Origin of the sequence: Terrabacter sp. NPDC080008 (genome assembly GCF_040702505.1) — a bacterium.
In the GTDB taxonomy this organism is placed as follows: domain Bacteria; phylum Actinomycetota; class Actinomycetes; order Actinomycetales; family Dermatophilaceae; genus Terrabacter.
This window is the reverse complement of record NZ_JBFBLC010000006.1, coordinates 51,242-76,146: the sequence shown is the minus strand read 5'-3', so window position 1 is coordinate 76,146 and position 24,905 is coordinate 51,242. Positions and strand designations below refer to the sequence as shown.

Here is a 24,905-nt window from a genome sequence, read left to right as displayed (position 1 = left end):
CCCCTATCCTGCCTTGTCGCCGAGCCGGCCGCTCCACCCCTGGGCCGAGGCCGCGGCGGAAAGGGCGGCGAGCACGAGCGCGACGCCCAGCAGTGCCGGGGCGGGCTGGGACAGGGCGCCACCGACGAGGGCCAGCACGATGACGCGCCACTCGAGGCCGCTCCCCCGCCGCAGCCAGCCGGGGCCGCCTTCGCCCGTCTCGCGCAGCCGGTAGGCGTTGTCGTAGACGCGCCAGCACACGACGGCGAGCCACGCGTAGGCCGCGGCACGGGCGGTGGTGTCGTCCCCGGCCGCCAGCAGCAGCGCCGCCGTCTCGACGAGCAGCAGCAGCCCCGGCACCTGCCAGGAGAGCCGCCCGCGCCCCGAGGGCCGTGGCAGCACGGCGAGGTCGCACAGCTCGGCGAGCGCGGTGTCCGGACGGTCGCGCCGGAAGCCGTCCCGACCGGTGACCGCTCGGGCGAGCCGGCCGGCCTGGGTCCAGCCGAGGGCGAGGAGCGAGGCGATCCCGAGGGCCCACAGCACGACGGCAGGGCTCATCGTGAGCAGGCCGAGCGACATGATGAGGTAGCGCTCGGCGACAGGCAGGTGCAGCACCTGCTTCGCGCCCCGCACCAGCCGCGCCCGGCGCGCGGGTGGCAGTGGGACCGTCGTGGGGACTCCGGCGGGCGCGTCGCAGGCGCGTGCGTCCGGGGCTCCCAGCCCGCCCGCCGCGGGGCGCTCGGGCCAGCCCTCGGCCAGCAGCTGCGCCCGGGTGCGCATGGCGTACGCGTGGTCCTCGACGTGCCGGAAGGCGAGGACGGTGAGCACGAGGACCGCGAGCCACCACAGGTCGCTCCCCCGCCGCGCGGCGACCCAGGCGAGGGCCGCCACCATCGCGAACTCCTTGACCCGGTCGCTCACGGCGTCGAGCCAGGCACCCAGCGGGCTCGAGACGCGGGTGAACCTCGCGATCTCGCCGTCGACGCAGTCGACGACGAGTGACGCCTGCAGCAGCACCGCCGCGAGCAGCCACGCCCACCACAGCCCGGTGGCGACGGCGGCGCACGCCGCCAGGCCGAGCGCGAGGCTGACGGCGGTGACCGCGTTCGGGCTCCAGTCCCGCCCGAGGCCGTATGCCGTCAGGCGCCGCGAGAGCGGCCGGATCGCGAGCATCGAGAAGACGCCGTCGTTGCCGCGCGAGGCGGCGCGCAGCCGCTGCTGCCAGGGCGAGCCGGGCGCGCCGTCGACCTGCCAGTCACCGCGCCGCACCCGCTGGTGGGCGACGGGGACGGCCCGCACCGGCAGGCCGGCTCGCACGGCGGCGAGCAGGACGACGTCGAAGGCGTCCGGTCCCGCCGGCTCGGCTTCGCCCGTCGCTCCGGCACGCAGCGCGGTCGCGGCTTCGGTGAGGGCTGCGGCCAGCGCCGCGCGGTCGGCGGCCCGGACGCGCAGCACGCCCACGGCATACGCACCCGGGTTGCCGACGGCGTGGCCGGCCGCACCCACCCCCACGACGAGCCGGCGCGCCCGCGACACGCGTACGGCAGCAGGAGCCCCGGCGCGCTCGGTGACGGCGGCGCCCTCGACGACCGCCGCACCGGTGGCGTCCGCGCCGTCGAGGGTGTCGAGCAGGGCGACGGGGCTCACGTCGACGTCCCCCGCCACGAGCACGAGGGGTGTGCCGGCGTCGGACCGGGCGTGGGCGGCGACCTGCTCGAGGACGCTCGGGAGGTCGGTGGCGCTCGTGGCCTCCCGACGCAGGTCGTAGGCGGAGGCGAGGGCGGCGACGGCCGCCGCCTCCGAGGAGGCGGGACGGCCGACCTGCACGAGCGCCCCGCCCGAAGACGTGCCGCGCAGGGCGCGGGCGCGCGGGCTACCGACGAGGGGCGGATCGCCCCAGGTCAGCGTCGAGGTCACTTCGCCGCGTCCGCGTCCGCGTTGTAGTGGTCGATGACCTCCTCGATCGGGCCGTCCCCGACGAGGCTGCCCTGGTGCAGGTAGAGGCCGCGCTCGGCGAAGCGGCGGAGGTCGGCCTCGCTGTGGGAGACCATGAAGAGGGTCTTGCCGCCCGCCAGCATGTTCTCCATGCGCTGGTAGCACTTCTCCCGGAAGGCGCGGTCGCCGACGGCGAGGACCTCGTCGACGAGCACGATCGGCTCGTCGAGGGTGGTGATGAGCGCGAAGGCGAGGCGCACCTGCATGCCGGACGAGAAGTGGCGGTAGGCCATGTCCATGCCGGCCTTCACCTGCGGCCCGGCGAACTCGACGATCTCGTCGTAGCGCTCGTCCATCTGCTCCTTGCTCAGGCCGTGCAGGCCGGCAGCGAGGTAGAGGTTGTCGCGCGCCGTGAGCTCCCCGAGGAAGCCACCCGTCAGCTCGATGAGCGGTGCCACGCCGCCGCGCACCGCGACCTTGCCCTCGTCGGGGATCATGACGCCGGCGATCATCTTCAGCAGGGTGCTCTTGCCACTGCCGTTGCCGCCGACCAGCCCGACCGCCTCGCCCGGCGCCACGGTGAAGGAGATGTCGCGCAGCGCCCAGAAGGTGTCCTTCGGCGCGGTGTTCTGGCCCTTGAAGACGATCTCGCGCAGCGACATCTTCCGCCGCCGGCTGCGGTAGAACTCGATGCCGAGGCCGTGCGCCTCGATGACGGGCTTCATCAGATCTCCTTGAGCACGGGAGCCTCGAGCCGCTTGAACACGACGGTCCCGGCCACGAGCGTGATGAACGTGATGACGACGGAGGAGAGGATCGCCGGGACGTTGACCTCGTGCGGGAAGAAGCCCGCCCGGTACATCTCGAGGATCCCGGCCATCGGGTTGAGCAGCAGCAGGTCGCGCAGCAGCGGCGGCGCCGCGTGGACGCCGTAGATGATCGGCGTGGCGTAGAAGCCCATCCGCAGGGCGATCCGCACGATCCTCGGCATGTCGGTGAAGAGCACGGTGACCGGCGCGAGCACGAGCCCGAGGCCGACCGAGAGCAGGAACTGCAGCACGATGCCGAGCGGGAACAGCAGCAGCCGGTAGTGCACGCTCGTCTGGCCCGCGGCGATGAAGTAGATGGCGAAGCCTGCGAGCACCGGCAGGGACAGCACGAACTCGATGCCCTTGGCCACGACGATGCGCACCACCCACAGCTCGCGGGGCAGGTTCGTCGAGCGCACCAGCCGAGCCTCTGACAGCAACGCACGCGAGGTCTCGGTGGCGCACTGGGAGAACCACTGCCACGCGAGGACGCCGATGACGATGAACAGGACGTAGGGCTGGTAGCCCACGCTGCGGGCCTTGAAGATGAAGGTGAAGACCACGAAGTAGATCAGGGCCATCGCCAGCGGGTCGATGATCGTCCAGAGGTAGCCGATGGCGCTGCCGGCGTACCTCACGCGCAGGTCTCGACGCACCAGGGTGTCGAGCACCTGCCTACGGGCGATGACGCCTCGCGCCTGGGGCAACAGGATCATGCGAGCGGGTCCTACCTTCTCGTCTGGAACAGGTCGGCGCAGACCCGATCCGGGCATCGCCGATGGGCAGTCTAGGGCCCGCTCCCGGCGTAAGCGTGCACGGCGCCGCGTGGGGCGCCCGCACTCCGTGGACTCCCGGCGCGGCGGGGGTCCACGCGGTGCGATGCCACAATGGGGCACCGACGACCCCGCGCCGAGCGCGCGCATCCGCGGGCCGACCCCCGCACGACCCGGTCGTCGACTCCGACCACGAGGACCACGAGGGGCTGTTACGTGCTGGGCCGATCCGAAGTGAAGCGACGCGCGAGCCGCACGGTGAAGGCGGTGCTCCGGTCCATCCCGCACCACCGCTGGGAGGTGCTGCGCGACCGGCTCCACCCGGCCCTGCGCCAGACCGTGACCGCGGCCCTGACGACCGCGCCGGCCAGCTCCGGGCGGGTCTCCCTCGTCGTGCCCTGCTACAACGTGGAGGAGTACCTCCCGGACTGCCTCGACAGCATCGTGCGGCAGCGGTACCGCGACCTCGAGATCATCGTCGTCATCGACGGCAGCCCCGACCGCAGCGCCGAGATCGCCCGCGGCTACGCCCGCTGGGACCGCCGCATCCGGGTCATCGAGCAGCCGAACGCCGGCCTCGGCGCCGCGCGCAACACCGGCATCCGCGCAGCGAGTGGCGAGTTCATCGGCTTCGTCGACTCCGACGACACGCTGCCCGCGCGGGCGGTCGAGATGATGGTGACCTGCCTGGCCACGTCGGGGTCCGACTTCGTCGTCGGTGGGCTCGAGCGGCGCAACGAGGCACGCTCCTGGGTGCCGCTCTGGGCCCAGGACGTGCACCGCCGTGACCGGATCGGCGTACGCCTCGACGACTTCCCCGAGGTCCTCGCCGACGTCTTCGCGTGGAACAAGCTGTTCCGCCGGGAGTTCTTCGACCGTGCCGTCGGCGAGTTCCCCGAGGGCATCCGCTACGAGGACCAGGAGCCCTCGGCCAAGGCGTACTCCGGCGCGAAGGCCTTCGACGTGCTCCACGAGGTCGTCTACTCCTGGTACGTGCGCGGCGACGGCACCTCGATCACCCAGCAGAAGTCCTCGATGGTCGACCTCACCGACCGCCTCACGGTGATGTCCAGGGTGGCCGACGTGCTGCGCCGGCAGGCGAGTCCGCACGTGCTCCACCAGTGGCAGGCCAAGTCGGTGGGCCTGGACCTGCGGTCCTACTACAACGAGGTGCCGCGGACGGACGACGACTACTTCGACGCGCTCGCGTCGGGGCTCGCGGCCGTCGCGCGCGACATGGACGACGACACCTGGGGCCTCGTCAGCCTGCACGACCGGCTGCTCGCACGGATGGTGCAGCAGGGCCACCGTGACGACATCCGCACCACGCTCAGCCGCCGCAGCGAGGTGGGTGACGCCTGGGAGTCGGACTTCTCCGTCGACCCCCCGCAGGCCCGCCCGCTCTACCTCGAGGACCTGCAGAGCTTCCGCCCGACGGCTGCCGACCTCGCCCTGACCGACGTCGACGACCGGATGCGGGTCACGGTGTTCGGCTACGAGCTCGACGGCGACGACCTCGTCGTCACCGGCATGGCCTGGGTGCCCGGGCTCGACCTCTCCGCGACCACGACCACCCTGACCGCCCACCTCGTCGACGAGCAGGCCGACGAGCAGGACGGCGGTCCGGAGCCCGTCGCGGTCGGTGCGGACCTCGTCCTCTCGGTCGAGCGCTTCGAGGACCCCGTCCTCGACGAGCTGGCCGCCCAGGCCTCGCCCAGCCAGGCAGGGTCCGGCTTCCGCGTACGCACCGACCTGGCCGAGCTCGCGACCGCGCTCGGCGCGCACCACCCGGCCGTCGACGACGTCGACTCGCACCCCGGGTGGCACCTGGAGCTCGAGCTCGAGCTCCACCAGGACGGTGGGACACGGCGCTCCTGGCGGACGCCCGTCACCGGCTGGGACCGTCGCTGGACCGGCCAGGAGCTCGAGATCTCGCCCCTGCACGAGGGGCAGCGGGTCGCACCCCGGTACTCCGCCGCCCGCGGGCTGCAGCTGCACCTGTTCGCTCCCCGGGTCGTCGCCACCGAGGCACGCCTGGTCGGCCGCGAGCTGCACCTCGTGGCGACCGCCGGCGACGAGCCGATCTCCGCGTTCACCCTCTCGGGCGGTTCGGTGGGCATCCGGCGCAGCGTGCCGGCCGTGGCCGTCGAGGGCGGCTACGCCGCGACCATCACGGTCCCGCCGCTGCCGGCGGGGGCCTCCCCCACCACCGACTACCGCTGGGGGGTCCGAGCCGTGCTGCCGAGCGGCCCGGCCCCGGTGGTCTACGCCGGGTCGACCGCCGAGCTGGCCCGCACCTCGCCGCACACCGGTGGCCTGCGGCTCGCGCTCGTCGGCTCGGGTCGCCTGCGCATGCACGACCGGAAGCTGCACGCGTCGATCCACGCCGTCTCCGTGGCGCCGGACCAGCGGTCCTTCACGGTCACCGGGTATGCCGGGTCGGACGTGGGCGACGCCCTGCACCTCGCGCTCGTGTCCGACCAGGGCGACTGGCTGCCCACCGCGGTGCGTCACGACGTCACCACCGGGCGCTTCGAGGCCGACTTCGACCTCCTCGTCGAGCGCTGGGGTCAGCTGGTCGCCCGCGCCACCGGCGGGTACTCGCTCCGCCTGCTGCGCAGCCCGGGCGTCACCGAGCGCAGCGTCTGGGTGCCCGTGGCGCCGCACGCGGTCGAGGACGTCAGCCCGCACTTCCTGCACTGGCACCGGTCCGACGAGGTCTCCTTCCGGTTCACCATCACCTCGCGGGCCCGCGCACTGTGGGTCAACACCCGCGCGTCGATCCCGGAGGACGACTGGACCCGCGCCGGTCAGTGGACGATGCGACGCGGCACACCTGCGTTGCTGCGCTCCCCGGTCGAGGAGGGCGTGCTCCTGTCCACGTTCGGCGGCCGGTCGCCCGCCGACTCGCCGCTCGCCCTCTACGAGGAGCTGGTGCGGCGCGACTTCCCCCACCGCCTCGTGTGGGAGGTCGCCGACGGCACGGCCGTCGTGCCGGACGGCGCCGAGACGGTGGTCGTCGGCACGCGAGAGCACCTGCGTGCCCTCGAGACGTCGCGCCACCTGGTGGCCAACAACAACTTCCCGTTCTTCTACCGCAAGCACGCCGACCAGACCTACCTGCAGACCTGGCACGGCACCCCGCTGAAGAAGATCGGGCGGCACGTCCCGGCGGGAAACCTCTCGCTCTCCTACCGCGGCCTCATGGTCCGGGAGGCACGGGCCTGGGACCTGCTGCTCGCCCAGAACGACTTCGCGAGCACGGTGCTGCCCGACGCGCTCGGCTTCGAGGGCGAGGTGCTGAACCTCGGCTACCCCCGCAACGACCTGCTGACCACCGGCTCCGAGGCCGACCGCGCCCGGGTCCGGGAGCGGCTCGGCGTGTCCGGGGACGCCCGCCTCGTGCTCTACGCGCCCACCTGGCGCGACGACGTGCGCACCGCCTCCGGCGGCTACGCGATGGTCAACCACCTCGAGCTCGACGTCGTCTCCCGCGCGTTCGGCGGCGACTCGGTGCTCCTGGTGCGCGGGCACAGCAACACGCCCGGCCTGGGCCAGAGCGTGGCGGCCAACGTCGTCGACGTCTCGCGCTACCCGGACATCACCGAGCTGATGCTGGTGGCCGACGTCCTCATCACCGACTACTCCTCGGTGATGTTCGACTTCATCGGCACCGGTCGACCGATGCTGTTCCTGACGCCCGACGTGGCGCAGTACGCCGGCACCACCCGCGGCTTCTACCTCGACTTCGCCGAGATCGCGCCCGGTCCGCTGCTGTCCTCGACCGACAGCGTGCTCCAGACGCTGACCTCGCTCGGGCAGATCGAGGCGACCTACCGCGAGCGCTACACCGCCTTCCGCGAGCGCTTCGCGCCGCGCGACGACGGCAAGGCGGCCGCCCGGGTCGTCGACGCGGTCTGGGGCGCCTGAGCAGGCGTGCCCTACGCCGGGGCGACGACGGCGCCGATGGCGCGTTCGAACTCGCCGACGACGGCTGCGTTGTAGGCCCCGGCGTCGAAGTCGGCCCGGGGCACCCGGCCCTCGGCGGCCGCAGCCAGCCCCGCTGCGAGAGCGGGGACCGAACGCTCGACGACGAGGCCCTCGCCGTCGGCGAGCGCCGAGCCCACGGAGTCGAACGACGTCGAGACGACCGGCAGGCCCAGGGTGCGGGCCTCGAGGATGACCATCGGCTGGCCCTCGTAGTCACTCGAGAGGACGAAGCACTGGCACTCGGCCATGATCGACCACGGGTTGCGCTGGAGCCCGGCGAAGAGGACGTGGCCCTCGAGCCCCAGCTCGCTCGCCCGGTCGGTCAGCTCGTCCCGCAGCGGCCCGTCGCCCACGACGACGAGGCGGATGCCGGGGTGCTCGCGGCGGGCGAGGGCGAAGGCCTCGAGGAGGCGCTCGTGGTTCTTCTCCGGGGAGAGCCGGCCGACGGCGACGAAGACGAAGCGGTCGTGACCGGGGGGCGCCGGCGCCAAGGCGTCCATGACCTCCTGGGGGGCCGGTTCGGCCGCGCCGCTCACGACCCGCTGGACGTCGATGGTGTTGCGGGCCGCGACGAACTTCTCGGGAGGCGCCCATCGCGACAGGTTGCGGGCGTTGACCTCACGCAGCGCCTCGGAGACGGACACGATGTGGTCGAACCGGGCGTAGCTGGTGAAGACGGCCTGCAGGTTGGCGAAGTGCGGTCGACGTCCCCCGATCTCGCGCAGCTGGTCGGCGAGCAGGTCGTTGTGCTGCCAGACCGAGTGGCTGCCGGCCGGCGCGTGCCCGATCAGGAACGTCCAGGCCGGTGAGTAGCCGCTGAAGTCGACGACGTGGTCGAAGCGGGCCGCCCCCACGATCCGGCGCCAGTCCTGCTCCAGCGCCTGGTCGACCTTCTCGAGCACGGGCTGCGAGATCCTGTCCAGCTGACCGCGCATGAGCCGGCGGCGGCTCACCCAGAGAGTCTTGCTCATGCTCGCGGAGCCGTTCCGGGCGAACTGGCGCACGCGGGGGTCGAGCGCCTCGGCGTTGGCGAGGCGGTCCTCGTTGTCGATGGGACCGGTGACCACGGAGACGTCCCACGCCGTGTGGTCGAGCGTCCGGAGCAGGTTGAGGGCCGAGCTGGTGATGCCGTTGGACATCATCCCACCGAGGTAGAGCATCAGGGTGCGACGGCCGTCGCGGCGGGTCTGCCGCACCTCGTGTCCCTCGCGCCGGCCACGCACGACCACGTCGAGGACCCGTTGGGTCGCGCCGCCGTCGTCCTTCGGCGCGAAGCGCGCCCGCGCGGCGTCGTAGCGGTCCCGGTGGGACACGAGGGGGTCGGGCGCCGTGCCGCTGCCCACTGCGCCGACGAGGTCCGCGAGCTCCGCGGTGGTGCGGCTCTGCGGTCCGGGCAGCTGCTCGACGGGGAGGTAGGACCCGCGGTAGCCGTCGTACTCCTCGCGGTCCGGGGTGTGGAAGAGGATCGGACGTCCCGTGGAGAGGAAGTCGAAGAAGATGCTCGAGTAGTCGGTGACGAGCACGTCGGTGACGCCGAGCACCGCGTTGGTGGGCAGCTCGTTGGGCACGAGGCGGCCGGCCAGGCGCGGCTCGGTGCGGGCGAAGCGGTAGACCTGCTGGTGGACCTTCAGCAGCACGCGGTGTCCGGACGGCAGCCGGTTCTGAAGCTCGTCCACCATCGCGGCGAGGTCGGCAGCGTCGTTGCGGGGCGTGTGGAACGACTCACCCTTCCACGTGGGCGCGACCAGCACCAGGGTGTCGTCGGCGGCGAGCCGGACCCCGGCCGAGCGCAGCCGGGCGCGCGTGCGCTCCCGCTCGCCCTCCCCGCCGAACTGCAGGTCGGTGCGCGGGTAGCCGACCTCGACGAGCTCGCCGGGTGCGACGTTGACGAGCCGGTAGGCCTGCTCGTACATCCGCTCGCTCATGAAGGGGCTGGTCGAGAGGAGGTAGTCGGCCATCATGAAGTTGCGCAGGACGTTGAGGGCCCCGCGCCCACCCTGGGCCTCGTCGTAGCCCATGGCCTTCAGCGGCGTGCCGTGCCAGGTGTTGAGGTAGGTCTGGCCGGGTCGCTTGCCCCAGTCGGGCGGGAACGTCGCGTTGTTGACGAGCAGGCCCGCGGTCGAGAGCGCCCGGTGGTAGGCGATCGAGCGGCGCCGGACGAAGCGCACGCGGGGGTCGTCCCGGAACTCCGCGACGGTCGAGGCGTATGCCGTGGGGTCGGCCAGCACCCAGACGTGGCGCAGGTGCTGCTGCTCGGGGTCTTCGAGCAGCGCCCGGAAGATCGCCTCGGGGTTGCAGAGCATCCCGTTGCCGCCGAACGACTCGTAGACCACGAGGTCGGGGTCGACCGGCATCGCCCGCAGCGCCACCTTCACCTCGTGGGGACCGGAGCGGACGGCCTTGCGGACGACCTGGCGGACGACGCGCCGGGCCTTCCCGGTCGCGCCGAGCGGCACTGACATGCGGATCTCCAACTCCTTGGTCGCCGGGTGCAGGGCAGCAGTCCCCGGGGCCCCGCCATCGTAGTGAACCGGCGCGGGCACAGCAGAACGGCCGTCGGCGCGGCGCGACTGTCAGTGAGCTGCCAGCGATCGTTGAGCCCGCTTGGGTAGCCTCGGGGTCGAAGCGGAGCCGTCGGCAGCCGAGAAAGGGTCTGGAGTTGCTCCTACCGGGCTCGACCTCGTGGACCGACACCGTCCCCGTCTTCCTCGTCGTGGGCGTGCTCGTCTTCGTCCCCGGCCTGGCGGCCGGGCTGCTCCTGCGGCTGCGCCCGCTCGCCGCCCTCGCACTGGCGCCGCTGCTGTCGACGACGTGCCTCGGCCTGACCGCCGTCGTCGCGCCCCTGGTCGGGGTGCGCTGGAGCGTGGCCACCGTGGTCGTCGGCACGCTGGCGCTGTGGGTCATCGCGTTCGGGGCCGGAATCCTGCTGACCCGCGCGAACACGGCCCTGGCCGCGCGTCGCCCGGGATGGGCGACCTGGCTCGAGCACCCGGCCGAGCGCCGGTTCGACCCGGTGCTGTGGTGGACGGTGGCGAGCGTCGTCGTCACGCTGCTGGTCGTCCTCTGGACGATCCGGCCCGAGATCCGCACCCCCGAGGCACTGCCCCAGGCGCCGGACACGATCTTCCACGTCGCCGCACCGCAGTGGGGGCTCCAGCACGGCACGCTGTCCTCGCTGCAGATCGGGCACTTCAACGACCCGGCCGCGCCGTTCTACCCCGGCGCCTTCTATGCGTTCACGGCCACGGCCTCGCTCCTCACCGGTGCGTCCGTCGTGGTCTGCACCTCGGTCTACGTGGTCCTCCTCGCCGGTGTCGTGTGGCCGCTGGGCTGCATCGTGCTGGCGCTGAGCCTGCTGGGCCGGCGGGTGCTCGTCGTGCTGGCCACCGCCCTGCTCAGCGTCGCGTTCACGACCTACCCCTACTTCCTCATGGGCTTCGGCGTGCTGTGGCCCAACCTGCTGGGTCAGGCGATCCTGCCGGCCGCCCTGGCCGCGCTCGTCGGAGTCTTCCGGCCGCGCGCGACGCCGCCGTATGCCGTGGGCGACCGCGTGCGCTCGGCCGCCGTCCTGCTCGTGGCCGTGCCCGGGCTCGTCCTGGCCCATCCCAACGCCTTCGTGACGCTCGGGGTGTTCGGCGCGTTGATCGTGCTCGGCCGGGTGTGGGAGGCGGCGAGGAGCCAGCGCTCCGGGCAGCGCCGGCTCCTGATCCTCGGCGGCGCAGTCGTCGCCCTCGTCGTGGTCGCCGTGGTGTCCGTCCTCGTGCGACCGCAGTTCATGGTCGACACCGGCGCTCCCGGCCCCGAGCGGTCGGTGCTCGGCGCCTTCCACGACCTGCTCCTCTTCGCGCCCCGCGAGACGCACCCCCTGCCGGTGCTGTCGGCGCTGGTGGCGATCGGCGTCGTCGTGCTGCTGCGGCGCCACCGCGGCGCCCGTTGGGTGGTCGCAGCGCTGGTCGTCATGCTGGCGCTCTACTGGCTCAACATCGCCGTCGACGACGCCCTCGTGCGCTACCTCACCTGGCCCTGGTACAACAACGCGGTCCGGTTGCACGCCGTCGCCATCCTCCCCGCCGTCCTGGCCGGTGCGGCCGCGCTCGTCGCCATCGCCGACCTGGTCGCCCGGCTGGCCACCCGCCGCTGGAGCAGGACCGTGGTGGCAGTCGGCGCCGCCGCGCTCGTCCTGGGTGCGGCCGCGCTCGACACCGGGGCCCAGGTGTCGGCCCACCGGCACATCCTCCACCGCTACTTCCACCCGAAGCCCGCGGACTCGTGGGTGAGCGACCAGGAGCTGCGCGCCCTGCGATCGCTGTCAGCCCACCTGCCGCCGGACGCCGTCGTCGCGGCCAACCCGTGGAACGGGCCGACCTACCTCTACGTCGTGAGCGGCCGTCGGCTGCTCATCCCGACGGAGAAGGGCCGCACGGCCGGCGACCGCACCCTGCTCGCCAAGTCCCTCGACCGGGTCGGCACCGACCCGAAGGTGTGCGCGGCGGCCACGCGCCAGCACGTCGCCTGGGCCATCACGGGCGGCCAGCCCTTCTCGTGGGCCGGCAACCGCGTCGAGGAGTATGCCGGCATCGACCACGTCGGCAGCTCGGCCGCCTGGCGGGAGGTCGCCCACGCCGCGCCCTACACGCTCTACGAGCGCGTCGCCTGCGCCGGGTCCTGAGCGCCGGGTCGTGAGCGCCCGGCGGCAGTTCAGCGGGTCAGTCGCCGGGGGCTGGTGAGGAAGCCCACGCCCCACGACCAGTGCATCGTCGCGAGCACGACGGGCGTCACGGCGCGGGTGGCCGGCGACTCACCACGCGAGATCGCGGCGCCGCCCGCGACGACCCCGGCGGCATACGCGGCGGGCACGGCCCAGGCAGGCCGCCAGAAGAAGCCCGCGACGGTGGCGGCAGTGGCCACCGCGACCATGGTCGGCGGCGCGAGGTAGCGCGGGTTGATCGTGCCCTCGTGGTGGCGTGCCACGACCCGGCGCCAGCGGCCGTAGTGGAAGTACTGCTTGGCGAGGGCCTTGACGGTTGCCCGCGGCCGGTACGTCACCTTCAGGTCCGGGGTGAACCACACGGTGCCACCCGTCTCGCGGATCCGGTGGTTCATCTCCCAGTCCTGAGCCCTCGCGAAGTGGGAGTCGTAGCCCCCGACGCGCTCGAGGGCGCTGCGTCGGAAGACGCCGAGGTAGACCGTGTCGGCCTCTCCTGCGGAGCCGCCCGTGTGGAAGCGCGAGCTGCCGACGCCGAGCGGGCTGCGCATCGCTGCGGCCACGGCCCGCTCGAAGGTGGTCGTGCCCTGGGCGTCCATGATGCCGCCGACGTTGTCGGCGCCGACGCGCAGCAGCTCCGTCACGGCGACGCTGATGTAGTCGTCCGGGATCTCGGCGTGCCCGTCGACACGGACGATGACTTCGCCCGTGCTCGCGCCGATGGCCGCGTTGAGGGCGTCGGGGGTCCGGCCACTGGGGTTGGCGACGAGACGCACCCGCGCGTCGGCGTTCGCGACCTGCGCCGCCACCTCGTCGGTGCGGTCCCTGGACGGACCGAGCGCGAGGACGACCTCCAGCGGACCGGCGTAGTCCTGCGCGAGGATCATGGCGACGGCGTCACGAAGGTGCCTCTCCTCGTTGAGGATCGGCATGATCACACTGACCGCCGGCAGCGCGTCGGTGGTGGGCTCCACAGGGCGTCCTTCTCGTCGTCGTGCGTTGTCGGGCTCGAGGGCCCGACCTCCCCCGCTCGAGCGGCGCCCAGCCTACTTCAGCAGCTGACGGGCCATGACGAGGCACTGCACCTGCTCGGCGCCCTTCGTCGGCGCCCTGGTCGAGCTGGGTGGTCCTGGGCGCCCAGGAGATCACGGGGGAAGGCTGTCCGACCGAGCCCCAGGGCGGTCGCAGCTCCGGGCGCCTCAGGCCCGGCGCAGGCAGGCCAGCTCGCCCTGCGTCGCCACGGTCCGGAACCCCATGCGTTCCAGAGCCCTGACGGCGGCCCCTCGCGACGGTGCCACGCATGCGGTGTCGACCCCGAGCGCCTCGAGCATCGGTCGCAGCGTCTCGGGGTCGGGGGGTGTGGCCCTGTCCGCGAACGTCTGCAGCGCGAGACGCTCCCGCGCGTACGACCCGGGCTCGGACAGGTACTGCGACAGGTAGAACGTGCGAGCCGAGGCCGGGTGCATGTCGACTGACATCCCGGCCAGTACCCGCGAGGTCGCCCATGGCGCGAGCACGACGTCGCCCGGGTTCGAGACCTGCAGCGCGAGGCGGGCGCCCTCCTCGGCTCCGGGCGGAACCTTCCAGGCCGTGGGGGACGCCCACCGCGTGCCGTTACCGGGGGATCCGATCCACTGCCCTCCCAGGAGGGGTAGGAGCCCGACGGCAAGGCCCACTCCCGTGGCCACGACGACTCGCGTGCGTCCGTGGACGAGATCGGCGGACACCCCGACGACGGCACCGACCAGGACCGGGACGGGAACGACCCACCACATCCGCCAGAGGACGGGACCGAGACCTGCCGCCTGGGTCAGCAGGTGCGTCACCGGCGGCAGGAGGACGACGGTCATGGCCAGCACCGTCGAGAGCGCTGCGACTCGGGCGACGTGCGAGCGCAGTCCCAGCCACCCGAGACACAGCCCCAGGTAGGTGGCAACCGCGAGACCCTTTCCGCCGGGGACGCCGGTGAGCGGGTCGAGGAAGGCCGCTGGGGTGGCGTCCGCTGCGGCCGGAACCGACGGCGGCGGGGCGGACAACGCCACGATGAGGCCCCAGGCCAGGGGGTACGCGAGGGTGGCCGCGATGACGACCGCTTGACGGAGCTGCCCGAGCACGAGACCTGCGAGCGTGAGCGCGCCGAGGAGGACGGGCAGCAGGAACACCGCGGTGTTGCTGAACCCGACGGCTGAGACCACCGCGAGGGCAAGCACGACGCCGCGGCGCCACCCTCCATGGCGCAGGAGCTCTATGGACAGGGCGACGACCAGTGGGAGGGCGAGCGCGGCCAACACACTCTTGCCCTGCCACATGCGCAGGGCGAAGAAGTTGCCGAACGACGCGCCCGACGAGCCGGACATGAGCAGGTAGAGCACGGCGGCCGACAGCGCCAGCGGCCCGAAGGGGATCCGGCACACCGACACCAGCCACGTCATGACGAGGACCGCACCCACGGTGAACAGCGGCGCCGACACCACGTACGTGAGCGCCGCACCCGACTGCCCCGTCAGGTAGCCCACCGCGCCCACGAGCCCTTCGAGGCTGTGGATCGGGGGACGGTGGCCGTCGAGGGCCGGGAGGACCTCGTCGGTGAGCATCGTCTCCCGCATGGGGAAGTCACCGCGCTGCGACACCCACTGGGCCAGGTTGACGAAGTACGCGTCGTCGCCGTCGTGGCGCACCCCGATGGCGCTGATCACGCCGCAGGCCAGCGCCCAGAACCAACCGGTCAGCCAGAGGAGCGAGTCGCCGCCGGCCGACGGGCCCCGAGAAGGAGCCGACGCCGCCTCGGACGGCCGATCAGCGGGTTTCTGGGCCCCGGTCCGTCGGCGAGCTCGTGCGGCGAGCACGAGCCACGTGAGACTGCCCACTGCCAGGAACGCGACTGCCAGCGCAGGCCTCCCCAGCGTCGTCACCACGACCGTCACCGCGGAGGTGCCCACCGCGACAGCCCTCGTCGCGGGGGTGAGAAGCGCTACGGGCGTCTCGTCGAGATCGCCTGCGTGCCCGAGAGACGCGCCCGACCGCCCGACCTCGGGCATGGGGCGCAGCACAGGTGCGACGGCAACCAGCAGAACCGCGCCGACGACAGCCGCCGCGGCGGCGGCCGCGACGACGCCTGCGTCCGCGAAGAGGGCCGCCTGGTAGACGAGCGTCCATGCGCCGAAGAACACGATGGCACCGATGAGCACGGCCCTGGTGACCGTGCCCAGGAGGCTCTCGGGTGGCCGGTCGACGGCTCGACGCGCACGGAGAGTGGCGGACGTGAGGGACATGGGAGAGGCTCCGGTCGGACGGATCGGTGTGCTGTGAGCAACGACACCGGATGGGTGCTGTGCCGACCCGGTGCGCGGCGGAGGACCCCGAACCACGGACGGTCGCATCCCAGTGCCATGTGGACACTAGGTAACCAGATGACACGGACACACGGCGCACGGGCCCTGAGACGCCGCACCGACGGCGCTGAGCTCCGAACGCGCCGCTCGATGCCTACTTGAGCAGCTGGCGCGCCATGACGAGGCGCTGCACCTGGTTGGTGCCCTCGTAGATCTGGGTGATCTTCGCGTCGCGCATCATCCGCTCGAGCGGGAAGTCGCTCGTGTAGCCGGCACCGCCGAGCAGCTGGACGGCGTCGGTCGTGATCTTCATCGCGACGTCGGAGGCGTAGCACTTGGCGGCGGCCCCGAAGAAGGTCAGGTCCTTGTCGCCGCGCTCGGACTTGGCGGCCGCGACGTAGACCATCTGGCGGGCGGCCTCGAGCTCCATCGCCATGTCGGCGAGCATGAACTGGATGCCCTGGAAGTCGGCGATGCGCTTGCCGAACTGCTTGCGCTCCTTGACGTAGGCGACGGCCTGGTCGAGCGCGCCCTGGGCGATGCCGACGGCCTGGGCGCCGATGGTGACGCGGGTGTGGTCGAGGGTGCGCAGCGCGATCTTCAGGCCGTCGCCGACCTGCCCGACGACGCGGCCGCCGGGAAGGCGCACGTTGTCGAAGTGCAGCTCGCGCGTCGGACTGCCCTTGATGCCGAGCTTGCGCTCCTTCTCGCCGAAGGTGAAGCCCTCGTCGGACTTCTCGACCACGAACGCCGTGACGTTGCCGCCGCGCGGGCCGTCGGGGTCGGTGACGGCCAGGACGGTGTAGTACTCGGAGACGCCGGCGTTGGTGATCCACGACTTCTGGCCGGACAGCACCCAGCCGTCGCCGTCCTGCCGGGCACGGCAGCGCATCGACGCGGTGTCGGAGCCGGCCTCGCGCTCGGACAGGCCGTAGGAGAAGGTGGTCTCGCCCTTGGCCAGCGGCGGCAGGTAGCGGGACTTGACGTCCTCGTTCGCGGCGAGGATGAGCGGGAGCGAGCCGAGCTTGTTGACCGCCGGGATGAGCGAGGCCGACGCGTCGACGCGGGCCACCTCCTCGATGACGATGCAGGTGGCGAGCGCGTCCGCCCCGACCCCGTCGTACTCCTCCGGCACGTGCGGCGCGAAGAAGTCGGACGCGACGAGCGCGTCGTGCGCCTCCTGCGGGTAGCGCGCCTCCGCGTCGACGGCGGCGGCGTACGGGGCGATCTTGTCCTCGGCGACTGCTCGGACGGCCTCCCTCAGGGCCTCGTGGTCCTCACTGGTCCGGAACAGGTCGAAGTCGGCATTCGTGCTCACGGCCGGAATCCTACTCGCCGGTTCGGATTACTAGGACGTCCTCGTGATCGACGCCACGAGCGGGGTCGTATGCCGTGTCCGACGTCCACGATGAGGACACCCGTTCACGAGGGGTGGCCACGCATACGTACACTTCCCGGTAGGTCATGAGCGCCAGCGACAAGCCCCGGCTCGCTGGCCGGCAACCCTCCAACCGCGGTGGGGTGCCCCGGGTGAGGACCTGGCCCGTCGACGCCACCCGGCGCGCGGGCAAGCGCGGAGAGACCTCCCGAGAGACCCTCTCCCGCACCGACCCGTCGGTGCGCCGGCTGCCGAACCTGCAGTCCCGGTCATCGACACGACCGAGGAAGAGCACCACGCGATGACCGAGCCCAACTGGTCCTTCGAGACCAAGCAGATCCACGCCGGACAGTCCGCGGACAGCGCCACCGGCGCGCGCGCCCTGCCGATCTACCAGACGACGAGCTACGTCTTCAAGGACACCGACCACGCCGCGAACCTGTTCGGGCTCTCGGAGTTCGGCAACATCTACACGCGGATCATGAACCCGACGACCGACGTCGTCGAGCAGCGCATCGCCGCGCTCGAGGGCGGCGTCGGCGCGCTGCTCGTCGCCTCCGGGCAGTCCGCCACGACGCTCGCGCTGCTCAACATCGCCGAGGCCGGCGACCACATCGTCGCCTCCCCCAGCCTCTACGGCGGCACCGTCAACCTGCTGAAGTTCACCTTCCCCAAGCTCGGCATCGACGTGACCTTCGTCGAGGACCCGACGAGCATCGACGCCTGGCGCGCAGCGGTGCGGCCCAACACCAAGGCGTTCTTCGGCGAGACGATCGCCAACCCCAAGGCCGAGGTGCTCGACATCGAGGCCGTGGCCGCGGTGGCCCACGAGAACGGTGTGCCGCTCGTCGTCGACAACACCATCGCGACGCCCTACGTCATCCGGCCCATCGAGTGGGGCGCCGACGTCGTGGTGCACTCCGCCACGAAGTACCTCGGCGGCCACGGCACCTCGATCGCCGGCGTCATCGTCGACGCGGGCCGCTTCGACTACGCCAAGGACCCGGAGCGGTTCCCGAACTACAACACACCCGAGGAGAGCTACCACGGCCTCGTCTTCGCGCGCGACCTCGGCGTGGGCAGCCCGCTCGGGGCCAACCTCGCCTACATCCTCAAGGCCCGCGTGCAGCTGCTGCGCGACCTCGGCCCGTCGGCGGCGCCGTTCAACGCGTTCCTCATCGCACAGGGCATCGAGACGCTGTCGCTGCGCATCGAGCGCCACCTCGAGAACGCCGGGAAGGTGGCCGCGTTCCTGCAGGGCCACGAGCAGGTCGAGCGCGTGGTCTGGGCGTCGCTGCCGGACAGCCCGTCCTACGCCACGGCGCAGAAGTACGCGCCTCGCGGCGCCGGCGCGGTGCTCTCCTTCGAGATCGCCGGCGGCCTCGAGGCGGGCAAGAAGTTCGTCGAGGCGCTGACGCTGCACAGCCACGTCGCCAACATCGGCGACGTGCGCTCGCTCGTCATCCACCCGGCGTCGACGACGCACTCGCAGGGCCCCGAGGCCGACCGCCTCGCCGCCGGCGTCACGCCCGGCCTCGTGCGCCTCTCGGTCGGGATCGAGCACATCGACGACATCCTCGCCGACCTCGAGCAGGGCTTCGCCGCCGCCAAGGCCTGAGCGTCTCGCCGCGGGTGAAAACGGGGCGAAGCGGATCGGCACGGCTGGCACCATGTCAGCCATGCCGATCCGCTACCCCGCCCCGCTGCGCCCCGGCGACCGCATCGGCGTGACGTCGCCGAGCTCCGGCGTCCCCGACGCCCTCTGGGGACGGTTCACGTATGCCGTCTCGTGGCTGCGCGACCGCGGCTTCGAGGTCGTCGTCGGCGAGCTCAACCACGCGCCCTCCCACGTCAGCGGGCCGCGCGAGGCACGCGCGGCCGAGCTCATGGCCATGCTCCTCGACCCGACCATCCGGGCCGTCGTGCCGCCGTGGGGCGGCGAGACGTGCATCGACCTGCTCGACCTGCTCGACCTCGACGCCGTGGCAGCCGCCGACCCGACGTGGTGCGTCGGCTTCTCGGACACCTCGACGTGGATCACGCCACTCACCCTCACCACGGGGATCGCAACGATCCACGGGCAGAACCTCATGGACACCCCGTACGCCGTGCCGGACGGCATACGCCACTGGGTCGACGTCGCCTCGACCGAGGGCGGTGCGGAGGTCGAGCAGCACTCCCCCGGCCGCTACCGCTCCGGTGGGTGGGACGACTACGCCAGCGAGCCCAGGGTCACGACGATGACGCTCGAGGGCCGCGGCACGTGGACCCGGATCGACCCCGGCCACGAGGACGAGCCGGTCACCTTCTCGGGGCGGCTCGTCGCCGGCTGCGTCGAGACCCTGAGCTTCCTGGCCGGTGGCCGCTACGCCGACATCGGCACCTTCGCGCGCGACCACGCCCCCGAGGGTCTGGTCATCGCGCTCGACGTCGCCGAGTGGCGCTCCCCCGACATCTGCCGGGCACTGCACGCGATGCGGCTGCGCGGCTGGTTCGACGCGGCCACCGGCATCCTCGTCTCACGCACCAAGGCACCCGAGCCGGATGGCTTCACCCAGCACGCAGCGGTCGTCGACGCCTTGGGGATGCTCGGACTGCCCATCGTCGCCAACGTCGAGTGCGGGCACGTGCAGCCGATGCTGGCACTCGTCCAGGGCGCGACGACGACCGTCGTCCACGACGGCGGGCGGCACTCGGTCACCCAGCGGCTCGTCTGAGCCGGGCCGCGTCGGGTCAGCGTCCGTGCTGCTGCAGCGTCGGCTGCGGCTGGCCGAGCACCGGCTCCTGGGTGGCTGCCGGCGGAAGATGGGCCGCCGCGGGCGCGGGCCGGCTCGGCGCAGCCAGGGAGAGGTAGGCCAGACGCGACTGCTCCTGGCGCATGTGCTGCACCGACTCGAGCAGGTAGCCCATCAGAGCCACGAGGGCCGCGATCGTCATGATCGCTGCCGCGAGGATCGCGGTCGGGAAGCGCGGCACGGTCCCCGTCCTCAGGTAGTCGCCGATGACGGGGACGCCGAGGACGAGCGCGACCAGCGCGATCAGCGCGGCGATCACGGTGTGGACGAGCGCCGGACGCTCACGGCGGGCGAGGTTGACGATGACGCGCAGGATGCGCCAGCCGTCGCGGTAGGTCCGCAACTTGCTCTCGCTGCCTGCGGGGCGGTCCTTGAAGTCCACCGGGACCTCGACCGTCGGCAGGCGCAGGTTGAGGGCGTGCACCGTCATCTCGGTCTCGGTCTCGAACTCCTTGGACAGGGCCGGGAAGGACTTGACGAAGCGCCGGGAGAAGACGCGGTAGCCGCTCAGCATGTCCGTGACGTCGTTGCCGAACAGGAAACGGACCGCCCCGGTCAGCACGCGGTTGCCCACGGCGTGGCCCGGACGGTAGGCGCCGTCCACCGTCTGGCGACGCGCGCCCAGCACCTGGTCGTAGGGCCCGTCGAAGAGGGCGTCCACGAGGTCGCCGGCGCGGCTGGCGTCGTAGGTGTCGTCCCCGTCGATCAGCAGGAGTGCGTCGGCGTCGACGTCGGCGAAGGCGCGCCGGATGACGTTGCCCTTGCCCTTGCGCGGCTCGTGGCGCACGATGGCGCCCGCCTGCGTCGCGACCTCGACCGTGCGGTCCGTGGACGCGTTGTCGTAGACGTAGATCGTCGCCGTGGGCAGGGCTTCGCGCAGGTCACGGACGACCTGACCGATCGCGGCCTCCTCGTTGTGACAGGGCACGACACAGGCGATCGTCGGTTCCACGGGACTACTCCTCGGCTGACGGGTGGTTCGGTCGCAGAGTCTAGGCCCGGATAGCATCGAGCCCATGCCAGCCCTGGGGGATGTCGTCGTCACGGCGCGCGACGGCATACGCGGCATCTACCGTGAGGTCGCGAAGTTCGGCGTCGTCGGCGCCCTCGCCTTCGTCATCGACCAAGGGGGCTACAACCTGCTCGTGTTCGGCCTCCCCGGATCGGGCGACGGGCCGATGCACGGCTCCCCCGTGGCCGCGTCCGTGGTGGCCACCGGCGCGGCCACGGTGCTCAGCTGGGCGGGCAACCGCTACTGGACCTACCGGCACCAGCGACGCGCCAACGTCGCGCACGAGCTGGCGCTCTTCGTCATCGTCAACGTCATCGGCATCGTGATCACAGCGAGCACCGTGTTCCTCTCGCGCCAGGTGCTCGGCCTCGACTCCGTGCTCAGCGACAACGTCGCACGCCTGATCGGGTGGGGGCTGGCGACCGTCTTCCGGTTCGTGACCTACCGCCGCTTCGTGTTCGTCCGGGCCGCGGAGCGGGCCGAGGTCCCCACCGAACCCTGAGCCCGGCGCCGAGGGCCGGTCGCCCCGGCGAGTCAGGAGCCGCCGACCCAGGTCCCCGAGCACAGGGCGCGGGACCTGACGTGGTTCGGGATCGGCACGCAGGTGCTCTCGTCGAGCCGGACCCCCACCGCCTTCTCGAACGCCGCGATCACCTTCGGCGACGAGCGCCACTTCCCCGAGACGATGACGTAGATCCGGGGGGCCTTGCTGATCTCGTCGCGCTTCAGTCGCTCGAGCAGCGGGGAGCCGAAGAACCACGGGTGGATGATGTGCCGCCGGGAGGTGGCCGGCACCTCGGCCAGCAGGAAGCCGCTCGGCGCGCTCCACGCGTTGACGAGCACCTCCGAGCCGGCGGGGATGTCCTGCAGCGCCCGGCCCTTGATGCCGTAGCGGTCCGCGGCGAACGGCACGTGCTCGACGTGCCCCTTGACCCAGGGGGCCATCGCCAGCGCGAGAACGACCGACCCCGCCACGGCCACGACCGGTCGCCTGGTGATCGTCAGGACGAGCGCCACCAGCACCACCCCCGAGAGAAGCTCGACCGGGGCGGCGTAGCGGGCGATCCCGAACTGGACGAGCCACAGCAGCGCGCCGACGAGGAAGAACGCCCAGACGACCAGGCTCGGCAGCGTCGGCATCGACGGGCGACGACGCGCCCGGGCCAGGCCCACCGCGCCCACCACGAGGGCCAGCGCCACGAGCACCTCGAGGACGACCCAGCGGGCATCGCGCAGCTCGTAGTCGAGCAGCCGGCGGGTGCCCTGCAGCATGTAGTTCGGGAACTGCAGGGCGTCGGCCAGAGACCTCGGCCCGAAGCGGGTGTCGCGGAAGTTCTCGAGCGGCCACCACGGCGACTTGAAGACAGCGTTGTAGTAGGGGAAGGTCGGGCTGCCCGTGGCCCGCCACACGTCGAGGAACCACCATCCCCCAGCCACGACGACGCCGACCAGACCACCGACGGCCAGCCAGACGACGGGCAGCACCGTCCGCCGGGCGACGGCCAGGCAGCCGACCACCACGACGAGGGCCACGACGAACGGACCCATCGTCAGCTTGGCGCCGACCGCGACCCCGGCGAAGAGGCCGGCGAGCAGGACGAGCCAGGTGCGCCGCCGCGGCCCCACCCCGTCGTCGGCGGCCACGAGGACGCACAGCAGCGCCCCGAGCACCGGCACCGTGACGATGACGTCGCTGAGACTGGTGCCGAGCGACAGGCGGAACACCGCGCCCGTGCCCGCGAGCAGCATCGCCGCCACCCCGAGCGCGAGCCGGCTCACGTCACCGACGCGAGCGGGCAGCATACGCATCGAGATCCTGCGCACGAGCGGGAGGTTGAGCCCTGCCAGCGCAGCGATCGCGGCGGCTGTCCCCCGTGGGGAGAGCACGGAGTCGAGGACGTACCAGGGCAGCTGGGCCAGGGGACTGACGTAGCGGTTCGTGAAGGGCTCGGGGTCGACCTGGTCGATGCCACCGTGGAAGAGCAGCCACGAGTAGTAGTAGTGGTAGCTGATCTGGTCGAAGCTGACGTCCATGCCGGCCGACAGCCGCGCCGCGTAGACCACGCAGGCGAGGACCGCGGCGGCGTCGACGGCCCAGCCGACGACGCCCAGCCGGCGGTGCAGGCTTGCCGGGCGCCCAGCTCGGGTCGCGGTCGTGCTGGCGGGGGTCGCTTCGGACATGCGCGTCACCCTAGTGGGCGGGGATGACGATCCCGTCCAGGCGCAGCAGGCGTCAGCCGACGACCTCGTCGACGTAGCACCAGCGCCACGCCTCGCCGGGTTCGATGGAGCGCATCACGGGGTGCTGCGTCTCGTGGAAGTGCGCCGTCGCGTGCTTGCCCTCGGAGGAGTCGCAGCAGCCGACGTGGCCACAGGTGAGGCACAGGCGCAGGTGCACCCAGACCGTGCCGTCGCGCAGGCACTCCTCGCAGCCGCCGGGCGTGCGCGGCTCGAGGCAGGACTCGGTGCTCCGCAGGTGCTCGCACGGCGCCTCGATCGTGTCCACGGGCAGCATCTCGCTCTCCTCCAGGCGACTCTCCTGGTCGTCGATGCGGTCGAGCATCGTCTCCTCGAGGTCGAGGGCCCCGAGCACCACGCGGAGCACCGCGTGGTCGGCACGACCCTCGTCACGCAGTCGCAGCACCTCGGTGCGCTCGGCCTGCAGCATCTGCATCCGGGCCCGGCGGTACTTCGCGCTCGGCGTCTCGTCCGCGTCCCCGCTGCGGGGGCTGAGGCGCTCCCACATCTGGTTGAGCCGGTCGTCGGCGCGGTTGCGGAGCAGCTCGCGGGTGGCCTCGTCGACCTCGGGCAGGCCCTCGAGGACGTCGAGCCCCGAGCGCGTCGCCGCCTGCATCACGGTGGCCGCCTGCAGGGCGTCCTCGCGCGGGTCGGGGCCGTGGACACCGAGGCGCCGGGCCAACGCCGGCAGGGTCGTGCCCTGCAGCAGGAGGGTGCCGACCACGACGACGACCGCGATGAGCACGAGCACGTCGCGGTGCTCGGTCTCGCCCGGGAGCAGCAGCGCGGCCGCGAGGGTGACCACGCCCCGCATGCCGGCCCACGAGAGCACGACGGTGTGCGTCCACGGGGCGTCGGGGTCCTGGTGCGTGACCTTGGTGCGCAGGAAGCGGAACGGGACGAGCCACAGCGGACGCAGCACCAGCACCGCCACGAGCGTGCCGAGCGCGGCCAGGGCGATCTGCTGTGGCGAGAGGTCGGAGCTGCGGACCTCGCGCAGGACGTAGAAGACCTGCAGGCCGATGAGCAGGAAGACGGCGTTCTCGAGGAGGAACTGGATCGAGGTCCAGTTGATCCGCTCGCTGAGCCGCGAGGCGCCCGACTGGGTGCGCGGCGAGCGGTGGCCGAGCACCAGACCCGCTGTCACGACGCCGATGACGCCGGAGGCGTGCAGCTCCTCGGCGGGGATGTAGGCCGCGAAGGGCACCATGAACGACAGGATCGTGTCGAAGGCGGGCTCCGTCGAGAAGTGCCGGCGCAGCACCCCGACGAGGAACGCCACCGCGACACCGACCGCGACGCCGCCGACCGAGGCCCACACGAAGTCGAGCGCGACGGTGCCGACGCTGACGCCGTCGGACGCGACCCCGGCGGTCAGGCCCGCCGCCGCCAGGGCGGTCCGCAGCGACACCAGCGCCGTGGCGTCGTTGAGGAGCGACTCGCCCTCGAGGATCGTCACGAGCTGCCGGGGCAGCCCGATTCGCCGACCGACCGCGGTTGCAGCCACGGCGTCGGGCGGGGCGACGACCGCCCCGATGGCGAACGCCACGCCGAACTTGAGGCCGAGTGCCCATTGGAGGAAGAGCGCGACGCCCAGGGCGGTGAAGATCACGAGCCCCACCGAGAGGCTGAGGATCACGCCCTTGTTGTTGCGGAAGTCCACGAGCGAGGTCTGGATCGCGGCGGCATACAGCAACGGGGGCAGGATCCCGAGCAGGACGACCTCGGGGCTGAGCGCGACCTCGGGCACGAACGGCAGGAACGAGCCGAGGATCCCGACGACGATGAGCACGAGCGGCGCCGGCAGGTCGAACCGGTCGGCCAGCCACGAGCCCGCGAGAACCGTGGCCGCGATCGCGAGCAGTCCGATGGCGATCTCCACGGCGACATCCTGCCGCACGCGGCGGCTCTCGGCCTCACCCGTCCACGGTCGGGGCCCGCTGCCGCTGCCGCCGGGTC

General features: G+C 72.3%; 15 protein-coding genes and 1 riboswitch. Of the genes, 5 read left to right on the top strand and 10 right to left on the bottom strand.

Going from position 1 to position 24,905, the window contains the following annotated elements:
• Positions 1 to 3: 3 nt before the first annotated feature.
• The 3 genes from AB0316_RS16510 to AB0316_RS16500 are packed head-to-tail and all read right to left on the bottom strand — an operon-like array spanning position 4 to position 3,439.
• Positions 4 to 1,896 carry a CDP-alcohol phosphatidyltransferase family protein gene (locus tag AB0316_RS16510; RefSeq protein ID WP_366274135.1) on the bottom strand — a complete coding sequence of 631 codons (1,893 nt, stop codon included), beginning with the start codon at positions 1,894 to 1,896 and terminating at the stop codon, positions 4 to 6.
• Positions 1,893 to 2,639: an ABC transporter ATP-binding protein gene (locus AB0316_RS16505; RefSeq protein WP_366274134.1), complete on the bottom strand. Its 747-nt coding sequence runs from the start codon at positions 2,637 to 2,639 to the stop codon at positions 1,893 to 1,895. Before AB0316_RS16505 ends, AB0316_RS16510 begins: the two co-directional genes overlap by 4 nt.
• On the bottom strand, positions 2,639 to 3,439 hold the full coding sequence (locus tag AB0316_RS16500; protein ID WP_366274133.1) for an ABC transporter permease: 801 nt from the start codon (positions 3,437 to 3,439) through the stop codon (positions 2,639 to 2,641). Before AB0316_RS16500 ends, AB0316_RS16505 begins: the two co-directional genes overlap by 1 nt.
• 324 nt (positions 3,440 to 3,763) lie before the next feature.
• Here AB0316_RS16500 and AB0316_RS16495 point away from each other — a divergent pair, with 324 nt between their 5' ends.
• A complete protein-coding gene (locus AB0316_RS16495) occupies positions 3,764 to 7,426 on the top strand; it encodes a CDP-glycerol glycerophosphotransferase family protein (protein WP_366274132.1) in 3,663 nt (1,220 codons plus the stop codon).
• Between the two features lie 11 nt (positions 7,427 to 7,437).
• On the opposite strand, the gene AB0316_RS16490 is transcribed toward AB0316_RS16495, so the two are convergent.
• Positions 7,438 to 9,948, bottom strand: coding sequence for a glycosyltransferase (locus AB0316_RS16490; RefSeq protein WP_366274131.1), 2,511 nt, complete (start codon positions 9,946 to 9,948; stop codon positions 7,438 to 7,440).
• 197 nt (positions 9,949 to 10,145) lie between these two features.
• On the opposite strand from AB0316_RS16490, the gene AB0316_RS16485 reads away from it, so the two are divergent.
• On the top strand, positions 10,146 to 12,155 hold the full coding sequence (locus AB0316_RS16485; protein ID WP_366274130.1) for a DUF6541 family protein: 2,010 nt from the start codon (positions 10,146 to 10,148) through the stop codon (positions 12,153 to 12,155).
• Between the two features lie 29 nt (positions 12,156 to 12,184).
• Here AB0316_RS16485 and AB0316_RS16480 read toward each other — a convergent pair whose 3' ends face one another.
• The 3 genes from AB0316_RS16480 to AB0316_RS16470 form a co-directional block, all read right to left on the bottom strand.
• Positions 12,185 to 13,165 carry a glycosyltransferase family 2 protein gene (locus AB0316_RS16480; RefSeq protein WP_366274129.1) on the bottom strand — a complete coding sequence of 327 codons (981 nt, stop codon included), beginning with the start codon at positions 13,163 to 13,165 and terminating at the stop codon, positions 12,185 to 12,187.
• Between the two features lie 225 nt (positions 13,166 to 13,390).
• Positions 13,391 to 15,463 (bottom strand): DUF6077 domain-containing protein, encoded by a 2,073-nt coding sequence (locus AB0316_RS16475; protein ID WP_366274128.1) that lies wholly within the window; start codon positions 15,461 to 15,463, stop codon positions 13,391 to 13,393.
• Between the two features lie 214 nt (positions 15,464 to 15,677).
• Entirely contained in the window at positions 15,678 to 16,841 is a 1,164-nt protein-coding gene (locus AB0316_RS16470; protein ID WP_366274127.1) for an acyl-CoA dehydrogenase family protein, read from the bottom strand.
• 142 nt (positions 16,842 to 16,983) lie between these two features.
• Positions 16,984 to 17,103, top strand: a riboswitch (SAM riboswitch).
• Positions 17,104 to 17,172: 69 nt separating this feature from the next.
• Between AB0316_RS16470 and AB0316_RS16465 the strand changes: the two genes are divergently transcribed.
• Together AB0316_RS16465 and AB0316_RS16460 are read left to right on the top strand one after the other, a co-directional pair.
• The gene (locus tag AB0316_RS16465) at positions 17,173 to 18,519 is read left to right on the top strand and encodes a bifunctional o-acetylhomoserine/o-acetylserine sulfhydrylase (protein ID WP_366274367.1); all 1,347 of its coding nucleotides are present in this window, start codon (positions 17,173 to 17,175) and stop codon (positions 18,517 to 18,519) included.
• A gap of 52 nt (positions 18,520 to 18,571) precedes the next feature.
• On the top strand, positions 18,572 to 19,618 hold the full coding sequence (locus tag AB0316_RS16460; RefSeq protein WP_366274126.1) for an LD-carboxypeptidase: 1,047 nt from the start codon (positions 18,572 to 18,574) through the stop codon (positions 19,616 to 19,618).
• Positions 19,619 to 19,634: 16 nt separating this feature from the next.
• On the opposite strand, the gene AB0316_RS16455 is transcribed toward AB0316_RS16460, so the two are convergent.
• The gene (locus tag AB0316_RS16455; protein ID WP_366274125.1) at positions 19,635 to 20,648 is read right to left on the bottom strand and encodes a glycosyltransferase family 2 protein; all 1,014 of its coding nucleotides are present in this window, start codon (positions 20,646 to 20,648) and stop codon (positions 19,635 to 19,637) included.
• Between the two features lie 64 nt (positions 20,649 to 20,712).
• Between AB0316_RS16455 and AB0316_RS16450 the strand changes: the two genes are divergently transcribed.
• Positions 20,713 to 21,210 (top strand): GtrA family protein, encoded by a 498-nt coding sequence (locus tag AB0316_RS16450; protein WP_366274124.1) that lies wholly within the window; start codon positions 20,713 to 20,715, stop codon positions 21,208 to 21,210.
• 32 nt (positions 21,211 to 21,242) lie between these two features.
• Here the strand turns inward: AB0316_RS16450 and AB0316_RS16445 are convergent, their stop codons facing one another.
• A complete protein-coding gene (locus tag AB0316_RS16445; RefSeq protein ID WP_366274123.1) occupies positions 21,243 to 22,889 on the bottom strand; it encodes a hypothetical protein in 1,647 nt (548 codons plus the stop codon).
• 52 nt (positions 22,890 to 22,941) lie between these two features.
• Positions 22,942 to 24,828, bottom strand: coding sequence for a Na+/H+ antiporter (locus AB0316_RS16440; protein ID WP_366274122.1), 1,887 nt, complete (start codon positions 24,826 to 24,828; stop codon positions 22,942 to 22,944).
• Positions 24,829 to 24,905 lie beyond the last annotated feature (77 nt).